Genomic DNA, 17,958 nt, shown 5'->3' with positions numbered 1-17,958 from the left:
GTCACGCGGCGAGCACCCCGTTTTCGCTCGTCCGCAAACCATCCCTATTACAACCAGATACTTAAGTTATATGGTGTTCCCCGTCATGCTCTGCATCCCTCAATACACAGCTTGATGATGCTACCATAAGTTTTCGGCCTTGTCAGACGAAGATGGGGCATTGTTCGTGAAATGGCATTCGTCAAAGAGGCTGCCTTAGGGTCTGAATTTGCTCCATCTTCCAATTCTGTGGAATAGCTTACGCAGCAAGCGGGGAGGAAATCGACGGCGATATCTCCGTATGGTTAAGCCAGTGGCAGTTTCTGGCTAAAAATAGGCCCTGCTCTGCCGTTTTTCTGTGGATTTTGGTTCAAAACGCGCCAGTTAGGCCTGTTCTGACAAGAATCTGTCGGAGTAAATCCTTTTTGTCTTCACATTTCCAACGAAACCGCTATGCATTCGGCCTATGAGGTTCTCTGAAACGGAGAACTGAAGAACCAAAAAGAGATGCAGCGTGTTTCGCTCGCATCCAGGGGAAAACGACATATGGAGTATTTCGTCCAGCAGCTCTTAAATGGGCTGACGCTCGGATCCATCTATGGCCTTGTGGCTATTGGCTATACGATGGTTTACGGCATTATCGGCATGATCAATTTCGCCCATGGCGACATTTTCATGCTCGGTGGTTTCGCCGCTCTTATCGTCTTCCTCGTCCTCACATCCATCTTCGCAGGTCTCCCGGTGGCAGTTCTGCTGCTGGCGATGCTTGTCGTCGCGATGTTGATGACGAGCTTGTGGAACTGGACGATTGAGCGCGTCGCATACCGTCCCCTGCGCGGTTCCTTCCGCCTGGCGCCGCTGATTACCGCGATCGGCATGTCGATCACGCTGTCCAATTTCATCCAGGTGACGCAGGGTCCACGCAACAAGCCGATTCCGCCGATGGTGAGCTCGGTCTACCAGTTCGGCAACATTTCGGTGTCGCTGAAGCAGATCATCATCATCGTGATCACGGCAGTGCTGCTCACGATCTTCTGGTACATCGTCAATCGTACCGCACTCGGCCGTGCCCAGCGCGCCACTGAGCAGGATCGCAAGATGGCAGCGCTGCTCGGCGTCAACGTCGACCAGACGATCTCGATCACTTTCGTTATGGGTGCGGCACTCGCAGCCGTCGCCGGCACGATGTACCTGATGTATTATGGCGTCGCCTCGTTTAACGACGGCTTCACGCCCGGTGTGAAGGCCTTCACGGCAGCCGTTCTCGGCGGTATCGGTTCGTTACCCGGCGCCGTCTTCGGCGGCCTCCTTATCGGCCTTATCGAGTCGCTGTGGTCGGCATACTTCACCATCGCCTATAAGGACGTCGCGACCTTTGCGATCCTGGCTTTCGTGTTGATCTTCAAGCCGACCGGCATCCTCGGGCGGCCGGAAGTCGAGAAGGTATAACGTCATGGCAAACATCGAAAATTCTGCAGGCAAGCCCGATGCCGGACTTGTCCGCAAAGGCCTTACCGAAGCTCTTTTCGCCGCCGTCCTGTCGTTCGGCATGTTCGTTCTCTATGTCGGCCTCAAGACCGACCAGAACATCAGCAACGAGCTGATCATTGTCCAGCGCTGGGGCCTGCTTGCGATCTTCGTCGCGGTCGCCGCCATCGGCCGCTTCGCCACGGTGGTTTTCCTGCGGCCGCATCTCGATAGCCGCAAGCTGGCAAAGTCGAGACAGGGCGAACTCGACATCTCAATCGAGAAGAGCTTCTTCCACCGGCATTTCCTGAAGATCGCGCTGATCGCGCTGCTGCTTTATCCCATGGTGGTGGTGGCGTTCAAAGGCCCTCAGGGCTCGCTGACATATGTCGACAATTTCGGCATCCAGATCCTGATCTATGTAATGCTCGCCTGGGGGCTGAACATCGTCGTCGGCCTCGCCGGCCTGCTCGACCTCGGTTATGTCGCCTTCTATGCTGTTGGCGCTTATTCCTACGCGCTGCTTTCGAGCTATTTCGGCCTGTCCTTCTGGGTGCTGCTGCCGCTTTCGGGCATCTTCGCGGCACTCTGGGGCGTCATTCTCGGCTTCCCGGTGCTGCGCCTGCGCGGCGATTACCTGGCCATCGTGACGCTTGCCTTCGGTGAAATCATTCGTCTCGTCCTCATCAACTGGACTGAAGTGACGAAGGGCACTTTCGGTATCTCGAGCATCCCGAAGGCAACACTCTTCGGCATTCCCTTCGATGCGACGGCCGGCGGCTTTGCCAAGCTCTTTCACCTGCCGATCTCCTCGGCCTATTACAAGATCTTCCTCTTTTACCTGATCCTGGCGCTCTGCATGCTGACGGCCTATGTCACCATCCGGCTGCGCCGCATGCCGATCGGACGCGCCTGGGAAGCCTTGCGCGAAGACGAGATCGCCTGCCGTTCGCTCGGCATCAACACGGTCACGACCAAGCTCACCGCCTTTGCGACGGGCGCGATGTTTGCCGGTTTCGCCGGCTCGTTCTTCGCCGCCCGCCAGGGCTTCGTCTCGCCGGAATCCTTCGTCTTCCTGGAATCGGCCGTCATTCTCGCTATCGTCGTTCTCGGCGGCATGGGTTCGTTGACCGGCATCGCGATTGCCGCCATCGTCATGGTCGGCGGCACCGAGTTGTTGCGCAGCATGGACTTCCTAAAACTCATCTTTGGACCCGATTTTACGCCGGAACTCTACCGCATGTTGATCTTCGGCCTCGCCATGGTCGTCGTCATGCTGTTCAAGCCGCGCGGCTTCGTCGGCTCGCGTGAGCCGACAGCCTTCCTCAGAGAGCGCAAGGCGATATCCGGAAGCTTCATCAAGGAGGGCCATGGTTGATGAGCCCCGTAACGAATACGATGTCTGATGACACTCTTCTCAAGGTCGAACACCTGTCGATGAAGTTCGGCGGCCTGATGGCCATCAACGACTTCTCCTTTGAAGCCAAGCGCGGCGATATCACCGCGCTGATCGGGCCGAACGGCGCCGGCAAGACCACCGTCTTCAACTGCATCACCGGCTTCTACAAGCCGACGATGGGCATGATCACGTTCAACCAGAAGAGCGGCAAGCAATACCTGCTGGAGCGCCTTCCGGACTTTCGCATCACCAGGGAAGCCAAGGTCGCACGTACCTTCCAGAACATCCGGCTGTTCTCCGGCCTGACCGTTCTAGAAAACCTGCTGGTTGCCCAGCACAACAAGCTGATGAAGGCATCGGGTTATACGATCCTCGGCCTCATCGGTGTCGGCCCCTATAAGCGGGAAGCGGCCGGGGCGATCGAGCTTGCCCGTTTCTGGCTTGAGAAGGCCGACCTGATCGACCGCGCCGACGACCCCGCCGGCGACCTGCCCTACGGCGCCCAGCGGCGTCTCGAAATTGCCCGCGCCATGTGCACTGGCCCCGAGCTGCTTTGCCTGGATGAACCGGCTGCCGGCCTCAACCCCCGGGAATCGGCAACGCTCAACGCGCTGCTGAAGAGCATTCGCGCCGAAACAGGAACGTCGATCCTGCTGATCGAGCACGACATGTCGGTGGTCATGGAAATCTCCGACCACGTCGTCGTCCTCGAATATGGTCAGAAGATTTCCGATGGCACGCCGGATCATGTGAAGAACGATCCGAGGGTTATCGCGGCCTATCTCGGTGTCGAGGATGAAGAAGTGGAAGAGGTGATCGCAGCCGTCGAGCAGCTCGAAGGAGGCGCAAACTGATGGGCGATGAAGTAATGACCGGTCAACCGCTCCTTCAGGTCAACAGCGTCGAAACCTATTACGGCAATATCCGGGCGCTGGCCGGCGTCGATGTCCACGTCAACAAGGGCGAGATCGTCAGCCTGATCGGCGCCAATGGCGCCGGCAAGTCGACACTGATGATGACGATCTGCGGCAGCCCGCAGGCCCGCACCGGTTCGGTGGTCTTCGAGGGCCGCGACATCACCCGCATGCCGACGCATGAAATTGCCCGTCTACGCATTGCACAGTCGCCAGAAGGCCGCCGCATCTTCCCGCGCATGACGGTTCTGGAAAATCTTCAGATGGGCGCAGGCCTCGACAATCTGAAACACTTCGCCGAAGACGTCGAGAAGATCTTCACGCTCTTCCCGCGTCTCAAGGAACGTCACGCCCAGCGCGGCGGAACACTTTCGGGCGGTGAGCAGCAGATGCTGTCGATCGGCCGCGCGCTGATGGCGCGCCCGAAGTTGCTGCTTCTCGACGAACCCTCGCTCGGTCTTGCGCCGCTGATCGTCAAGGGCATCTTCGAGGCGATCAAGAAGCTCAACGAGGCGGAGGGGCTGACCGTTTTCCTCGTCGAGCAGAACGCGTTCGCCGCCCTCAGGCTTTCTCACCGCGCCTACGTGATGGTGAACGGCAAGGTGACGATGAGCGGCTCCGGCAAGGAGCTTCTTGCCAATCCCGAGGTCCGCGCCGCCTATCTCGAAGGCGGAAGACACTAGGTCGAAAGGAGAGTTTGACATGCAGGGACTTTTCTTCGAAGCGGATGTCGGCCCCCTTGTGGCGATCCGTGTCATCGTCTTGCTCTTAGGCTTCTGGACGGCCTGGCGCGCCGGCAAAGCGGTTGCCGAGGGCTGGAGCGACTATCCGCTGGTCATCGTCTATACATTTCTGCTCGCCTGGGCGATGCAGTTCCTGCATCATGCCCTGTTCAATGGGCCAATGCTTAGCACCTTCTACTATATCCTCGATTTCGTGACGCTGCTGGTCTTCTCCACGGCCGGCTTCCGCCACCGCCGCACCAATCAGATGGTTAACAACTATTACTGGCTGTACGAAAAGACTTCCGCGTTTTCGTGGAAGGACAAACATTGACAGTCCGTTGAAACTAGGCATGAATTGCCTTCCGAGTGGAACAGCTTTCCTGGCGCAGTCAATGGTGGGTAGTGCGCTGGGCCTTGGACCGGAACCCGCCCAAAAATTGGGAGTAATAATATGAAGAAGTCTCTTCTGTCGGCAGTGGCTCTGACGGCGATGCTCGCCTTCAGCGGCAACGCGTGGGCCGACGTTCTCATCGCTGTCGCTGGTCCGCTGACTGGTCCGAACGCCGCGTTCGGCGCTCAGCTCCAGAAGGGTGCTGAACAGGCGGCCGCCGACATCAACGCTGCTGGCGGCATTAACGGCGAGCAGATCAAGATCGAACTCGGCGACGACGTCTCCGACCCGAAGCAGGGCATTTCGGTTGCCAACAAGTTCGCTGCTGACGGCGTCAAGTTTGTCATCGGCCACTTCAACTCGGGCGTTTCGATTCCGGCTTCGGAAGTCTATGCCGAAAACGGCATCCTCGAAATCACCCCGGCCGCGACGAACCCGACCTTCACGGAACGGGGCCTCTGGAACACGTTCCGCACCTGCGGCCGTGATGACCAGCAGGGTGCCATCGCCGGCAAGTATCTTGCCGATCACTTCAAGGACGCCAAGATCGCTGTCGTTCACGACAAGACCCCCTACGGTCAGGGCCTTGCCGACGAAACCAAGAAGGCTATGAACGCCGCCGGCGTGACGGAAGTCATCTACGAAGGCATCAATGTCGGCGACAAGGACTTCTCGGCCCTCATCGCCAAGATGAAGGAAGCCGGCGTCTCGATCATCTATTGGGGTGGTCTGCACACCGAAGCCGGTCTCATCATCCGCCAGGCGGCTGACCAGGGCCTGAAGGCGACGCTGGTTTCGGGCGACGGTATCGTTTCGAACGAACTGGCCTCGATCGCTGGCGACGCCGTCGCCGGTACGCTGAACACCTTCGGCCCCGATCCGACGGCGAACCCTGCGAACAAGGAACTCGTCGAAAAGTTCAAGGCCGCTGGTTTCAATCCGGAAGCCTACACGCTCTATTCCTACGCTGCGATGCAGACGATTGCCGGGGCCGCCAAGGCTGCCGGCTCGCTGGATCCTGAGGCCGTTGCCAAGGCCATGAAGGAAAAGGGCCCGTTCCCGACTGTTCTCGGCGACATTTCGTTCGATGAAAAGGGCGATCCGAAGATCCCCGGCTACATCATGTACGAATGGAAGAAGGGTCCGGACGGCAAGTACAGCTACTTCCCGCAGGGCATGTAAGCTTCGCTCCCCTTTATGGGACATGATTATCGAAGCCCGGTTCCGACCGGGCTTCTTTCTTTTTGCGGACGTTTCAATTTTCGCCTGGCTGGTCTAACTCTTGGCATCGTTTTGAAGCGTTGAGTGGAACCGTCATGTCCAAACCCCGCATTCTCGTCACCCGGCGCTGGCCAGCCACGGTGGAAGCCGTCCTTGCCGAACGTTTCGACGTGACGTTCAATCCTGGTGATATTCCGCTCGGTGAAAACGAGCTAAGGCTGGCGCTCTCGACTTATGATGCCGTATTGCCGACGGTTTCCGATCGGTTGCCCGCCGCTGTCTTCGACGGCGTGCCTGTTGTCACCAAGATCCTTGGCAATTTCGGCGTCGGCTACAATCACATCGATATATCCGCTGCCAGGGAGAGAGGCATTGCGGTCACAAACACGCCGGGCGTGCTGACCGACTGCACGGCCGATATCGCCATGTTGCTGCTGCTCTCAGTTGCCCGGCGCGGCGGTGAGGGCGAGCGGCAGGTACGCGCTGGTGCATGGAAGGGCTGGTGCCCGACGCATATGGTCGGCGCCAAGGTGACCGGGAAGACGGTCGGCATCATCGGTTTCGGCCGAATCGGCAAGGCCTTCGCGCAACGCTGCCATTTCGGCTTCGGCATGGATGTGGTGTTCTTCAACCGTTCGCCGGTCGATCCACCGGAGGCGGCGCGTTACGGCGCGCGGCAGCTGCCGACGATTGAGTCCGTGCTGGCGGTGGCTGATTTCGTCTCGCTGCATTGCCCCGGTGGAGCAGAGAACCGACACCTGATAAATGCGGCACGGCTTACGGCGATGAAGCCGGGCGCCTTTCTCATCAATACGGCGCGTGGCGACGTGGTGGATGAGGCGGCGCTGATTGCAGCGCTCAAGGCGGGCACGATCCGCGGCGCCGGGCTTGACGTCTACGAGGCGGAACCTGGTGTCCCGGAGGCGCTGCGGCGGATGGAGAACGTCATGGTGCTGCCGCATCTCGGCAGCGCCACGGAAGAGACGCGGACCGCCATGGGCATGAAGGTGGTCGACAACGTGACGGCGTTTTTCGAGGGCAGGGATGTGCCGGATCGGGTGGTTTAGCGACCAGCCGCCAACGCCATCTCACATCTCGTGCAGCACATGCGTGGCCTTCACGGCGGCTGATGCGCGGTTCTCGACGCCGAGCTTCACATAAATCTGTTCGAGGTGCTTGTTCACCGTTCGCGCCGACAGTCCCAATATTTCGCCGATGTCACGGTTGGCCTTGCCCTTGGCAATCCAGAGCAGCACTTCGGATTCGCGCTGGGTGAGCGAAAAGCGCTGGCGCAGCACTGCGTCGTCGCTGCGCTGATTGGCGGCAGTGAGGCGAAAAAGATATTCGTCAGGGCCGATCGCGCCGAGGAAGGCGAGCTGCAGCGCCGCTTGGCCGGCATGGGCAACGGAGATGATGCCGTCGCGCACCGCGGCGACGCGGTCGCGCATCCAGCCGGCGATATGGTGGACGACGATTTCCATGCCGTCGTCGCTGCCCATGGCCGCATTGACCAGCCGCGTGGCTTGCGGCGTTGACCAGTGGATGGCACCGTCGCCCTTGACAGCCAGCAGATGGCGGCCGGCCGCGTCCAGCGCGATGCGGGCGCTTTGGGCCGAGCGAGCGTTGCGCAGATGGACACGGATGCGGGCGCGCAGTTCATCGATGTTGATTGGCTTGCTGAGATAATCGACGCCGCCGGATTCCAGCGCGTGCACGACATGCTCGGTCTCGGTCAGGCCGGTCATGAAGATGACAGGCACCTGCGCCACCGCGGCATTCGCCTTCAGCCGACGGCAGGTCTCGAAGCCGTCCATGGCGGGCATCACCGCGTCAAGCAGGATGATATCGGGCGTGATGCGCTCGACGATACCAAGTGCGGCCGTGCCCGACGTGGCGATCAGCACCGAGAAGCCGGATTGTTCGAGTGCGTCGGTCAAGAAGCCGAGTGCTTCGGCCGAGTCGTCGACGAGCAGAACGATGTCGCGGGGGAGGGCCGGCTCAGGCAATGGGTTCCACCTTTTCGTCGAAGTCGTGCAGGAAGGTCATGAAGCCGGCGAGATCGAAGGCGGCGACATAGGCGCGAAGTTCCTCTGTGAATGGCTGATTTGCCTCCACCTTGGCAAGGTCGGAAAGCTTGGCTTCGATACCTCTGATATAGCCGATCTCGCCGAGCCGCAGCAATTCCTGGATATGGGCAGCACCTGGGCTCAGCATCGGCGCTTCGATCTTAACAGGAACGGCTGGCGCGGCATCGGCAAAGATCCATTTCAGGCCAAGATGCAGGGCGAGCTTGTCGCGCAGCTGGCGGATGTCGACCGGTTTGCCGATCGCATCGTTATGGCTGTCGTCACTGTCGCTGAGAACCGCTGCATCACCAATATTGGCCGAAAGCATCAGCACTGGCGCCGTCTGACCGGCCTCGCGCAGACGCGAGACGAGCTGCCAGCCGTTCATGCCGGGCATCAGGATATCGACAAGGAAGAGGTCCGGTATGATGCCCTCGATCAGCGTCAGGCATTCGCCGCCGCCTGCCGCCGTCAGCACGATGAAATCGAGCGGCGCCAGGATTTCGCGCATCATCTCGCGGTGGTCCTCGTTATCGTCGACGACCACGACCGTGCGGCGCGGGCCGTCGTAACCGACAATGCGCTTTTCTTGCGGTGCGGCGGCCACGGCGCGCATGACGCCGGACAGCATCAGCCGGACCCGGAAGGTCGAGCCTTCGTCCTTCACGCTCGAGACCGAAATCTCGCCGCCGAGCGTGTTGGTCAGAAGCCGGGTGATGGTGAGGCCGAGGCCAAGCCCCGGCATTGGCCGCACGCTTTCGGCCTCGCCGCGCTGGAAGGGTTCGTAGATGCGGGTCAGGTCTTTCTCCGTGATGCCGCGGCCGGTGTCAGTGACGGTGAAGGTCGCGACTTGGCTGCGATAGCCGACATCGAAGGTGACGCTGCCTTCGTCGGTGAACTTGATGGCATTGGAGAGCAGGTTGACCAGGATCTGGCGCAGGCGTTTTTCGTCGGTACGGACGAACTGCGGCAAGGCCGGCGAGCGCTCATGGATGAAGGTGAGCCCCTTTGCCTGCGCCTGCGGGCGGAACATATCGACGATCTGGTCGAGGAAATCCTGGATGTTGATCTCGTTGGAATAGACCTGCAGGCGGCCGGCCTCGATCTTGGAAATATCGAGCAGGCCGTCGATCAGCCCGGAGAGGTGTTCGGCGCTGCGGCGAATGACCTTGATCGAGGATTGGCGCGGCGCCGGGATGGTCTCGTCGCGTTCGAGGATCTGGGCGTAGCCGAGTACGGCGTTCAGCGGCGTGCGCAGCTCATGGCTGAGCCCGACGACGTAGCGGCTCTTGGCGCGGTTGGCGGCCTCGGCCGTCTCCTTGGCGTTCTGCAGGGCGGCGTCGGTCTTCTTGTGGGCGGCGATTTCCTTGAGCAGCAGCGTGTTCTGGCGCGAGGATTCCTCCTCGGCAACGACGCGGCTGTCATGGGCGAGCACATAGAACCAGCAGACAACGCCTGAGATTACCGAGAAGACGAAGAAGACGATGAAGATGGTGCGGTTGACGACTTCGGCGGTCGCGGGTGAGGCGGAGGCGACCTGATGGGCGATCATCGCCAGGATCGCGCCGATGGCCGTCAATGCGAGCACGACGGCGATGCCGTAGCGGCCGAGGCGCGTCGTCAGCTTCCCCAGAATGGTTTCCGGCAGCAGCGCCTTGGCGACGGTGCCGACCTGCGCGTTGAAACGGGCGGCGGGCTTGCACATATCGTGGCAGCGGCTGTCGAGCGAACAGCAGAGCGAGCAGATCGGCGCGGCGTAGGCCGGGCACCAGGCCATGTCCTCCGGCTCGAACGGGTGTTCGCAGACCGAGCAGGTAATGCTCGTCAGGTTCTTCCAGCTCTGGCGCGGCTTGCGGGCGAGGTAGAACTTGCCCTTCGTCGCCCAGGCGATGACAGGCGAGGCGATTAGGGCGATGACGAGGGTGATGTAGGGGGCGAGCGAGGCGGCGATGTCGCCGAAGGCACCGAAATGGGCGATCAGCGACACCGTCGCCGACAGCGTCATGGCGCCGAGGCCGACCGGGTTGATGTCGTAGAGGTGGGCGCGCTTGAACTCGATGCCGGGGGGAGCAAGGCCCAGCGGCTTGTTGATGAAGAGATCGGCGGAGATCGTGCAGAGCCAGGCCATTGCGATGATCGAGAAGATGCCGAGCGTCTCCTCCAGCAGCCGGTAAATGCCGAGTTCCATCAAAAGCAGGGCGATTGCGACGTTGAAGACCAACCAGATGACGCGGCCGGGATGGCTGTGGGTCAGCCGCGAGAAGAAGTTCGACCAGGCGAGGGAGCCTGCATAGGCATTCATCACGTTGATCTTCAGCTGCGAGACGACGACGAAGGCAGCCATCAACAGCAGCGCCGCATTGTGCCAGGGGACCATGTAGCCGAAGGCGGTCAGATACATCTGCGCCGGGTCGGCGGCGCGATCGAGGGGCACACCCGAGGTGAAGGTCAGCACGACCAGGAATGAACCGGCAAGCAGCTTCGGGGCGCCGATGATGACCCAGCCGGGCCCGGCGAGAAAGATCGCCAGGCGATGGCGCCACTTGCGCTGTGGATCCGGCGGCAGGAAGCGCAGGAAGTCGGCCTGTTCGCCGATCTGCGACATCAGCGCCAGGATGACGGCAGAAGCAGCGCCGAACTCCACCAGATCGAATTCGGCGACGGTGCCGGGCGGACCGGAGGCATGGCGGATGCCGGCAAAGGCGCGCCAGAGATCGAATTTTTCCCAGTCCAGCAAGGCGATGAAGATGAAGGGTAGGATATTCAGCACGATCCAGAAGGGCTGGGTCATCAGCTGAAACTTGCTGATCAGCCGCACGCCGTGCGTCACCAGCGGGATCACCATGACGGCGCTGATGATGTAGCCGATCCAGAGCGGGATCCCGAGGGTAAGCTCCAGCGCCCCCGACATGATCGAAGCCTCGATCGCAAACAGCATGAAGGTGAAGCTTGCATAGATCAGCGAGGTGATGGTCGAGCCGATATAGCCGAAGCCCGCGCCACGCGTCAGAAGATCGATGTCGACACCGTGGCGGATGGCGTAGCGGCTGATCGGCAGGCCGATCGCCAGCATGGCGACCGAGGCGACGATAATGGCGTAAAAGGCGTTGGTGGTGCCGTAGGAGAGAGTGATCGCGCCGCCGATTGCCTCCAGCGCCAGGAAGGAGATCGCGCCGATCGCCGTCTGCGAGATGCGCTGCGAGGAGAAATGGCGAGCGCTCTTTGCGGTGAAGCGCAACGCGTAATCTTCCAGCGTCTGGTTGGCGACCCAGCGATTGTATTCGCGTCTCACCGGAATGATGCGTTGGCGCGCTGCCATGTCTTCCTTTCCGGCATTCCGGTTGGGCTCATCGTCTCTCTGGCAGTTTTGGCGGGATGGTTGGGAAAGGCAAGAGGCGGGCACCGACTGGTTCACAGAATGGCAATATATTTGCAATTGATCCGTCACGTAAGAGCTCTAACTCTCCCGGCGTTCGTTCAACCATTTCGGGTATCACCATGTCTGTTTTAAGCCTCTGCCGCCTGAGCACCGCCCTCGTCTGCCTTCTTTCGATCGTGCCATCGCTTGCCAGCGCCGAGCAGGCCACGGCGGCCAAAGTTCCTTATGTGGAGGCCGGAAACACCAACAAGCGTGGTGACGCCTGCTTCTCGACGGCAGACACCAACGCCGCCGTTCACCTTCTCTCCGGCTTCCTTGAAATCTGGACGCCGCGCACGCCTTTCGTCGATGCGGGTGTCGAGGCCCCGGCCAAGGACAATTGCCCGGCTGTCGCCAAGACGGATTGGGACGGTATTCCCGCCAGCAAGACCGACGGCCATATCGTCAACCAGGCCGTCCATGATGCGAACATCGCCTATGTCGTCAATGCGACGCGGGCGCGGACGGCCGATCAAGCGGTGGCCGCCTATCTCGACGATCGGCGCGGCAAGAATGCCAGCATTGTCGATGGTCTCGGTCCGCTGACGGATGCCTGGAAGGCCGGTTCGAAGCAGACCACCACGATCACCGCGGTGGCGGCCGACGCGACGACGGTCAAATATGACGACAAGGGCAACAATCGCGGCGCCGGCAGCAAGCCGGACGCGGAAAACAAGACCGATGCCAACCCCGACATGGGCCTTGCAATCGACTTCATCAACGCCGCAAGCGGTGACGGTTCGACGGAACCGGCCAAGCGCTATTTCAAATATGGCCGTCCCTACCGCTGGAGCCAGGACGTATCGGTCGTCCCGACGCTGGAGCCCGCCAAGAGCGGCAAGCCGGTCGAGGACGGCGGTTTCCCCAGCGGGCATACGGCGGAAGCCTGGCGGGATGCGCTCGCCATGGCCTATCTCGTGCCGCAGCGCTTTCAGGAAATGATCACACGCGCCAGCGAACTGGGTGAAGACCGCATCCTTGCCGGCATGCATTCTCCTCTCGACGTGATGGGCGGCCGGATGCTCGGCACCGCTACGGTCGTCTACAATCTGAACAAGGCCGACAATGCGGCGCTGAAGAGCGATGCTTACGCCCAAGCGCAGGCATGGCTTATCGCCAAGTCAGGCGTTGCGGATGCAGGTGCGCTCGAGGTCGCTGCCCACGCGGCACCGCTTGCCGCAGACCGTTTCGCCGATCATGACGCCAACCGAGCCTACGTGCTGCAGCGCTTGAGCTACGGCCTGCCGACGATCCATGCGACCGATCAGCCGGCGCGGGTGCCGCAGGGCGCTGAAGCGCTTCTCGAAACGCGTCTGCCCTATCTGGACGGCGAGCAGCGCCGCGACGTGCTGAAGACGACGGAGATCGCCTCCGGCTACCCGCTCCTCGACGATGTGGAAGGTTACGGCCGTCTCAACCTGTTTGCCGCCGCCGACGGTTACGCTGCGTTCGAACAGGACGTGACCGTGACGATGGACGCGGCAAAGGGCGGGTTCAATTCGATCGACACCTGGCGGAACCACATTACCGGCAAGGGCAGGTTGGTGAAGCGCGGCAACGGCATCCTCGGGCTTTCAGGCGCCAACAGCTATGCCGGCGGCACCGTGCTGGAAGAGGGCGCGCTGGTGGCCTTGTCGCCGTCGGCCTTCGGTCGTGGCGAGCTGACGGTCAATGGCGGCTCGCTCGTTCTGGCGGCCGACAAGCCTTTGACCGTGAGCGGTGACTATCAGCAACTCGCCAATGCCACGGCGAAGTCGGCGCTCGGCGAAAACGGCGCGGGCACGCTGGTTGTCGAAGGCAAGGCAGTGCTGGCCGGCGACCTCGACGTGACGATTGCCGATGGCTATGCCCCAACGCCCGGAACGAAGATCGAAATCCTGAAGGCGAGTGCCGTGACTGGCACCTTCGGCAAGGTCACGGTTTCCGGCCACAAGGCGAGCCTCTCTTACGGCCCGACATCAGTCACTTTGACGATCGACGGATAAATTCTGGTATCGAGACAGGGCATCTCCCGCTGCGGGGATGCCCTTCCTTCCCTGGTCTGCCTGTTTGACCCCCACGCCTACGTCATTTTGCGTATGTGTTTTTGCGCTGCAGCGCCCGATAGTCCCTTAAGCAACAGTTAATCTCCGTTTCCGGCCTGTTGCGGAACAAGAAGAGGGGCTCAACCAGATGAATCTCAGAACTACTATTACGGGCGCTGCACTCGGCGCCGTCATGGCGGCCTCGGCTGCCTTCAGCGGCGCGGTTGCCGCCGACGACACGATCAAGGTCGGCATTCTGCACTCGCTTTCCGGCACCATGGCCATCTCCGAGACCACGCTCAAGGACGCCATGCTGATGCTCATCGACGAGCAGAACAAGAAGGGCGGCCTTCTCGGCAAGAAGCTTGAGGCCGTCGTCGTCGACCCGGCTTCCGACTGGCCGCTGTTTGCCGAAAAGGCTCGTGAGTTGATCCAGAAGGACAAGGTTGCGGCCGTCTTCGGTTGTTGGACGTCCTCGTCGCGCAAGTCCGTTCTGCCGGTTTTCGAAGAGACCAATTCGATCCTCTTCTACCCGGTCCAGTATGAAGGCGAAGAGTCCTCGCGCAACATCTTCTACACCGGTGCTGCTCCGAACCAGCAGGCCATTCCTGCTGTCGACTACCTGATGGAAAAAGAGGGCGTCAAGCGCTTCGTTCTCGAAGGTACGGACTACGTTTATCCGCGCACGACCAACAAGATTCTCGAGGCATATCTGATTTCGAAGGGTATTCCGAAAGAAGATATCATGACCAACTACACGCCGTTCGGCTTCTCCGACTGGCAGACCGAAGTTTCCAAGATCAAGGAATTCGGTTCGGCCGGCAAGAAGACCGCCGTCGTCTCGACGATCAACGGCGATGCCAACGTACCCTTCTACAAGGAACTGGGGAATAAGGGCATCAAGGCAACTGACATTCCCGTCGTCGCCTTCTCGGTCGGCGAAGAAGAGCTTGCCGGTCTCGACACCAAGCCGCTCGTCGGCCATCTCGCTGCCTGGAACTACTTCGAGTCGGTCGAAAGCCCTGCCAACAAGAAGTTCATCAAGGACTGGCACGCTTTCACCAAGAACGACAAGCGCGTGACGAACGACCCGATGGAAGCCGCCTATATCGGTTTCAACGCATGGGTTAAGGCCGTCCAGGCTGCCGGCACGACCGACACCGACAAGGTTCTCGACACCATCATCGGCGTCAGCGTTCCGAACCTCTCCGGCGGTTATGCGACCGTCATGCCGAACCACCACATCACCAAACCAGTGCTGATCGGTGAAATCCAGGCCGACGGCCAGTTCGAAATCGTCCAGCAGACACCTGCCGTCGTCGGTGACGAATGGTCAGATTACCTGCCTGATTCCAAGGACCTGATCTCCGATTGGCGCAAGCCGATGTCCTGCGGCAACTTCAACGTTGCTACGGGCAAGTGCGGTGGCAAGGGTTCCTGAGTACGGCCCCGATCCAATGATTGCCTGAAGGCTTCCGTCCGGGTTTGATCCCGGGCGGAAGCTCCGTCCCAGCGATTGCGCCGCGAGGCCAACACTATCAAGGGCGAGAAAGCCGATGTATCGCGCCATAAAGATTTTCCTCATCACGGTTTGCCTGACATTTTCGGGCCTGACATTTTCGGGCGTGATAACCTCGAGCGAAGCCCAGGCTCAGGACGATATCCATGTGCTCATCGACGCGCTCGGCGTCGGCGACTTCCCGGAACGCGAAGCGGCCATCAAAGCGCTGGTCGCCTCCAAGGACCAGCATGTCAGCCAGATCCTGCAGCAGTTGAGCGACGGCCTTCTCTACGTCAATTCTGATGGCGGCCCGGTTCTTCTCCAGGGCGGTACCGATGACGAACCGACCTATTCCGATCCGATCACCGGCGAACCCGCTGCAGATGTCGATCCGGATCTGATGACGAAGGTCAAGATCAACAACGCGCTTCGCGGCGTCATCAGCGCCGCCACCAGCCAACTGACGCTGATGAGCCCGGACCGTTCCGCGCGGCTTGCCGCGGCGCAAGGCCTCCTGAAAGATGCCGACCCCGCCAATCTCGACCTGCTGAACTCGGCGCTGGCGGCCGAAAAGGACGCAGAGATCAAGAATACGATGGAAGCGGCGCGCGCAGTGCTGCTGCTCAAGACGGATGCGAGCGTCGAAGACAAGAAGGCTGCGATCGATACGATCGCGGCGCGCGGCAATCGCGATGCGCTGACCATCCTCACGACCACACTTGAAACAGCGCCTGAAGATCTGAAGCCGGCGATCCAGGCGGATATCAGTTCCATCAATCGCAGCCTGGCGCTGTGGGATATCGTCCAGAACATCTGGTACGGATTGTCTCTCGGCTCGGTACTGCTGCTTGCCGCGATCGGCCTTGCCATCACCTTCGGCGTCATGGGCGTCATCAACATGGCGCATGGCGAAATGGTGATGATCGGTGCCTATACGACCTATGTCGTGCAGGAATACATAACCTCCGCCTTTCCTGAGCTTGCCGATTATTCGCTGGCCTTTGCTGTGCCTGCGGCCTTCGTCTTTACCGGCTTCGTCGGTCTGTTGATCGAGCGCGCCGTTATCCGCTATCTCTACGGTCGGCCACTCGAAACGCTGCTCGCCACCTGGGGTGTGTCGCTGATCCTGCAGCAGGCGGTGCGCAGCATTTTCGGCCCGACCAACCGCGAGGTCCGCAATCCGACCTGGATGTCCGGCGTCTTCGATCTCGGCGGGCTCTCCATCACCTGGAACCGACTGTGGATCATCGTCTTTTCGATGGTGGTCTTTGTGGCGCTGCTCCTGCTGCTCAAGCGGTCCGCCTTCGGCCTGCAGATGCGCGCCGTTACGCAGAACCGCCGCATGGCATCGTCGATGGGCATCCGCACCGGTTGGGTCGATGCCTTCACCTTCGCGCTCGGCTCGGGCATTGCCGGCATCGCCGGCGTGGCGCTCAGCCAGATTGACAACGTCTCGCCAAACCTCGGTCAATCCTACATCATCGACAGCTTCATGGTCGTCGTCTTCGGCGGTGTCGGCAATCTCTGGGGTACGCTGGTCGGTGCACTCTCGCTCGGCGTCGTCAACAAGTTCCTCGAGCCCTTTGCCGGCGCCGTTCTCGGCAAGATCCTGGTGCTCGTCCTCATCATTCTCTTCATCCAGAAGCGTCCCCGCGGGCTCTTCGCACTCAAAGGAAGGGCGGTGGAAGCATGATTACGGCCTTCCTTCTCCGATCACTCGATCGCAAGATCGTCATTGCCATCGCCCTCCTGCTTCTGGTCGCGGTCCTCGTGCCGGTCCTGAACCTGATGACGGGACCGACCAATCCGCTGCACGTGCCGACTTATATCATGTCGCTGTTCGGCAAGTATCTGACCTATGCGCTGCTGGCGCTGGCGCTCGACCTCGTCTGGGGCTTCTGCGGCATCCTCTCCCTCGGCCACGGTGCCTTCTTTGCGCTCGGCGGCTATGTGATGGGCATGTATCTGATGCGCCAGATCGGCACGCGCGGCAGCTACGGAGATCCTGTTCTGCCCGACTTCATGGTGTTCCTGAACTGGAAGGATCTGCCTTGGTTCTGGTACGGCTTCAACCATTTCTGGTTTGCGGCGCTGATGGTGCTCGTCGTACCCGGTCTGCTCGCCTTCGTCTTCGGCTGGTTTGCCTTCCGCTCACGCGTCAACGGCGTCTATCTCTCGATCATCACCCAGGCGATGACCTACGCGCTGCTGCTGGCCTTCTTCCGCAACGACATGGGCTTCGGCGGCAATAACGGCCTTACTGATTTCAAGGACATTATCGGTTTCAACGTACAGGCTGACGGCACGCGTGCGGCCCTCTTTGCCGCAACCGCGATTTTCCTCGCTCTATCGCTGATGATCGCCTCGGCGATCGTACGCTCGAAGTTCGGCAAGGTGCTGGTCGGCGTGCGCGATGCCGAAAGCCGCACGCGCTTCCTCGGCTACCGCGTTGAGCATTTCAAGCTCTTCACCTTCGTCGTCTCGGCGATGATGGCAGGCATTGCCGGCGCGCTCTACGTGCCGCAGGTGGGCATCATCAATCCAGGCGAATTCGCCCCTGCCAATTCGATCGAAGTCGTCATCTGGACCGCAGTCGGCGGGCGGGCGACGCTGATCGGGCCGATCATCGGCGCGATCCTCGTCAACGGCGGCAAGACGATCTTCACCGGCCTCTTCCCGGAGTTCTGGCTGTTTGCACTCGGCGGTCTCTTCGTCGCCGTCACGCTGTTCCTGCCGAAGGGCGTCGTCGGCACGATTGCGCAATATCTCGGCAAGCGGAAGCTTGTCTCCAAGGCGGCCCCGCCGGCGGCCGAGGAAGACGGTATCGAGCCGAAAATCCAGGCAGCGGAGTGA

General features: G+C 60.8%; 13 protein-coding genes. 11 read left to right on the top strand and 2 right to left on the bottom strand.

The features are described 5' to 3' along the window. Window positions 1–525 precede the first annotated feature (525 nt). The 7 genes from ACD590_RS17465 to ACD590_RS17435 all read left to right on the top strand — a co-directional run bounded on the left by ACD590_RS17465 (window position 526) and on the right by ACD590_RS17435 (window position 7,163). Window positions 526–1,428 carry a branched-chain amino acid ABC transporter permease gene (locus ACD590_RS17465; protein ID WP_017965841.1) on the top strand — a complete coding sequence of 301 codons (903 nt, stop codon included), beginning with the start codon at window positions 526–528 and terminating at the stop codon, window positions 1,426–1,428. A 4-nt stretch (window positions 1,429–1,432) separates the two neighbouring features. Continuing rightward, on the top strand, window positions 1,433–2,824 hold the full coding sequence (gene livM, locus ACD590_RS17460; protein WP_439003095.1) for a high-affinity branched-chain amino acid ABC transporter permease LivM: 1,392 nt from the start codon (window positions 1,433–1,435) through the stop codon (window positions 2,822–2,824). Further along, the gene (locus ACD590_RS17455; protein WP_018446887.1) at window positions 2,824–3,699 is read left to right on the top strand and encodes an ABC transporter ATP-binding protein; all 876 of its coding nucleotides are present in this window, start codon (window positions 2,824–2,826) and stop codon (window positions 3,697–3,699) included. The genes livM and ACD590_RS17455 overlap by 1 nt, the downstream gene beginning before the upstream one ends. Continuing rightward, on the top strand, window positions 3,699–4,442 hold the full coding sequence (locus tag ACD590_RS17450) for an ABC transporter ATP-binding protein (protein WP_018243304.1): 744 nt from the start codon (window positions 3,699–3,701) through the stop codon (window positions 4,440–4,442). The genes ACD590_RS17455 and ACD590_RS17450 overlap by 1 nt, the downstream gene beginning before the upstream one ends. A 19-nt stretch (window positions 4,443–4,461) precedes the next feature. Further along, window positions 4,462–4,815, top strand: a complete 354-nt coding sequence (locus ACD590_RS17445) for a DUF6867 family protein (RefSeq protein WP_018243303.1) — start codon at window positions 4,462–4,464, stop codon at window positions 4,813–4,815. Between the two features lie 120 nt (window positions 4,816–4,935). Next, complete coding sequence (locus ACD590_RS17440) at window positions 4,936–6,057, top strand: branched-chain amino acid ABC transporter substrate-binding protein (RefSeq protein ID WP_018243302.1); 1,122 nt, start codon at window positions 4,936–4,938, stop codon at window positions 6,055–6,057. A 134-nt stretch (window positions 6,058–6,191) separates the two neighbouring features. Beyond that, window positions 6,192–7,163, top strand: coding sequence for a 2-hydroxyacid dehydrogenase (locus ACD590_RS17435; protein WP_439003094.1), 972 nt, complete (start codon window positions 6,192–6,194; stop codon window positions 7,161–7,163). 21 nt (window positions 7,164–7,184) lie between these two features. Here ACD590_RS17435 and ACD590_RS17430 read toward each other — a convergent pair whose 3' ends face one another. After that, window positions 7,185–8,102, bottom strand: coding sequence for a response regulator transcription factor (locus ACD590_RS17430; RefSeq protein WP_028733275.1), 918 nt, complete (start codon window positions 8,100–8,102; stop codon window positions 7,185–7,187). Continuing rightward, a complete protein-coding gene (locus tag ACD590_RS17425; RefSeq protein ID WP_018243299.1) occupies window positions 8,095–11,481 on the bottom strand; it encodes a hybrid sensor histidine kinase/response regulator in 3,387 nt (1,128 codons plus the stop codon). Before ACD590_RS17425 ends, ACD590_RS17430 begins: the two co-directional genes overlap by 8 nt. Before the next feature lie 179 nt (window positions 11,482–11,660). Between ACD590_RS17425 and ACD590_RS17420 the strand changes: the two genes are divergently transcribed. From ACD590_RS17420 to urtC, 4 genes are all read left to right on the top strand, one after another. Then, a complete protein-coding gene (locus ACD590_RS17420) occupies window positions 11,661–13,565 on the top strand; it encodes a phosphatase PAP2 family protein (protein ID WP_439003093.1) in 1,905 nt (634 codons plus the stop codon). A gap of 187 nt (window positions 13,566–13,752) precedes the next feature. Next, a complete protein-coding gene (urtA, locus tag ACD590_RS17415) occupies window positions 13,753–15,045 on the top strand; it encodes an urea ABC transporter substrate-binding protein (protein ID WP_026230747.1) in 1,293 nt (430 codons plus the stop codon). A gap of 115 nt (window positions 15,046–15,160) precedes the next feature. Continuing rightward, window positions 15,161–16,798, top strand: a complete 1,638-nt coding sequence (urtB, locus tag ACD590_RS17410; RefSeq protein ID WP_113542499.1) for an urea ABC transporter permease subunit UrtB — start codon at window positions 15,161–15,163, stop codon at window positions 16,796–16,798. Continuing rightward, window positions 16,795–17,958, top strand: coding sequence for an urea ABC transporter permease subunit UrtC (urtC, locus tag ACD590_RS17405; protein WP_439003092.1), 1,164 nt, complete (start codon window positions 16,795–16,797; stop codon window positions 17,956–17,958). The genes urtB and urtC overlap by 4 nt, the downstream gene beginning before the upstream one ends.

It is taken from the genome of Rhizobium sp. 862_C5_N1_2, assembly GCF_051811205.1.
In the GTDB taxonomy this organism is placed as follows: domain Bacteria; phylum Pseudomonadota; class Alphaproteobacteria; order Rhizobiales; family Rhizobiaceae; genus Rhizobium; species Rhizobium leguminosarum.
Note: the sequence above shows the minus strand (reverse complement) of the source record. Positions and strands in the feature narration are given on the sequence as shown.

Excerpts from the sequence above, each read along its gene's own strand:
- urtB (WP_113542499.1), top strand. The coding sequence starts at position 15,161 with ATGTATCGCGCCATAAAGATTTTCCTCATCACGGTTTGCCTGACATTT.
- urtC (WP_439003092.1), top strand. The coding sequence starts at position 16,795 with ATGATTACGGCCTTCCTTCTCCGATCACTCGATCGCAAGATCGTCATT.
- ACD590_RS17435 (WP_439003094.1), top strand. The coding sequence starts at position 6,192 with ATGTCCAAACCCCGCATTCTCGTCACCCGGCGCTGGCCAGCCACGGTG.
- ACD590_RS17445 (WP_018243303.1), top strand. The coding sequence starts at position 4,462 with ATGCAGGGACTTTTCTTCGAAGCGGATGTCGGCCCCCTTGTGGCGATC.
- urtA (WP_026230747.1), top strand. The coding sequence starts at position 13,753 with ATGAATCTCAGAACTACTATTACGGGCGCTGCACTCGGCGCCGTCATG.
- ACD590_RS17455 (WP_018446887.1), top strand. The coding sequence starts at position 2,824 with ATGAGCCCCGTAACGAATACGATGTCTGATGACACTCTTCTCAAGGTC.
- ACD590_RS17440 (WP_018243302.1), top strand. The coding sequence starts at position 4,936 with ATGAAGAAGTCTCTTCTGTCGGCAGTGGCTCTGACGGCGATGCTCGCC.
- ACD590_RS17450 (WP_018243304.1), top strand. The coding sequence starts at position 3,699 with ATGGGCGATGAAGTAATGACCGGTCAACCGCTCCTTCAGGTCAACAGC.
- ACD590_RS17420 (WP_439003093.1), top strand. The coding sequence starts at position 11,661 with ATGTCTGTTTTAAGCCTCTGCCGCCTGAGCACCGCCCTCGTCTGCCTT.
- ACD590_RS17465 (WP_017965841.1), top strand. The coding sequence starts at position 526 with ATGGAGTATTTCGTCCAGCAGCTCTTAAATGGGCTGACGCTCGGATCC.
- livM (WP_439003095.1), top strand. The coding sequence starts at position 1,433 with ATGGCAAACATCGAAAATTCTGCAGGCAAGCCCGATGCCGGACTTGTC.
- ACD590_RS17425 (WP_018243299.1), bottom strand. The coding sequence starts at position 11,481 with ATGGCAGCGCGCCAACGCATCATTCCGGTGAGACGCGAATACAATCGC.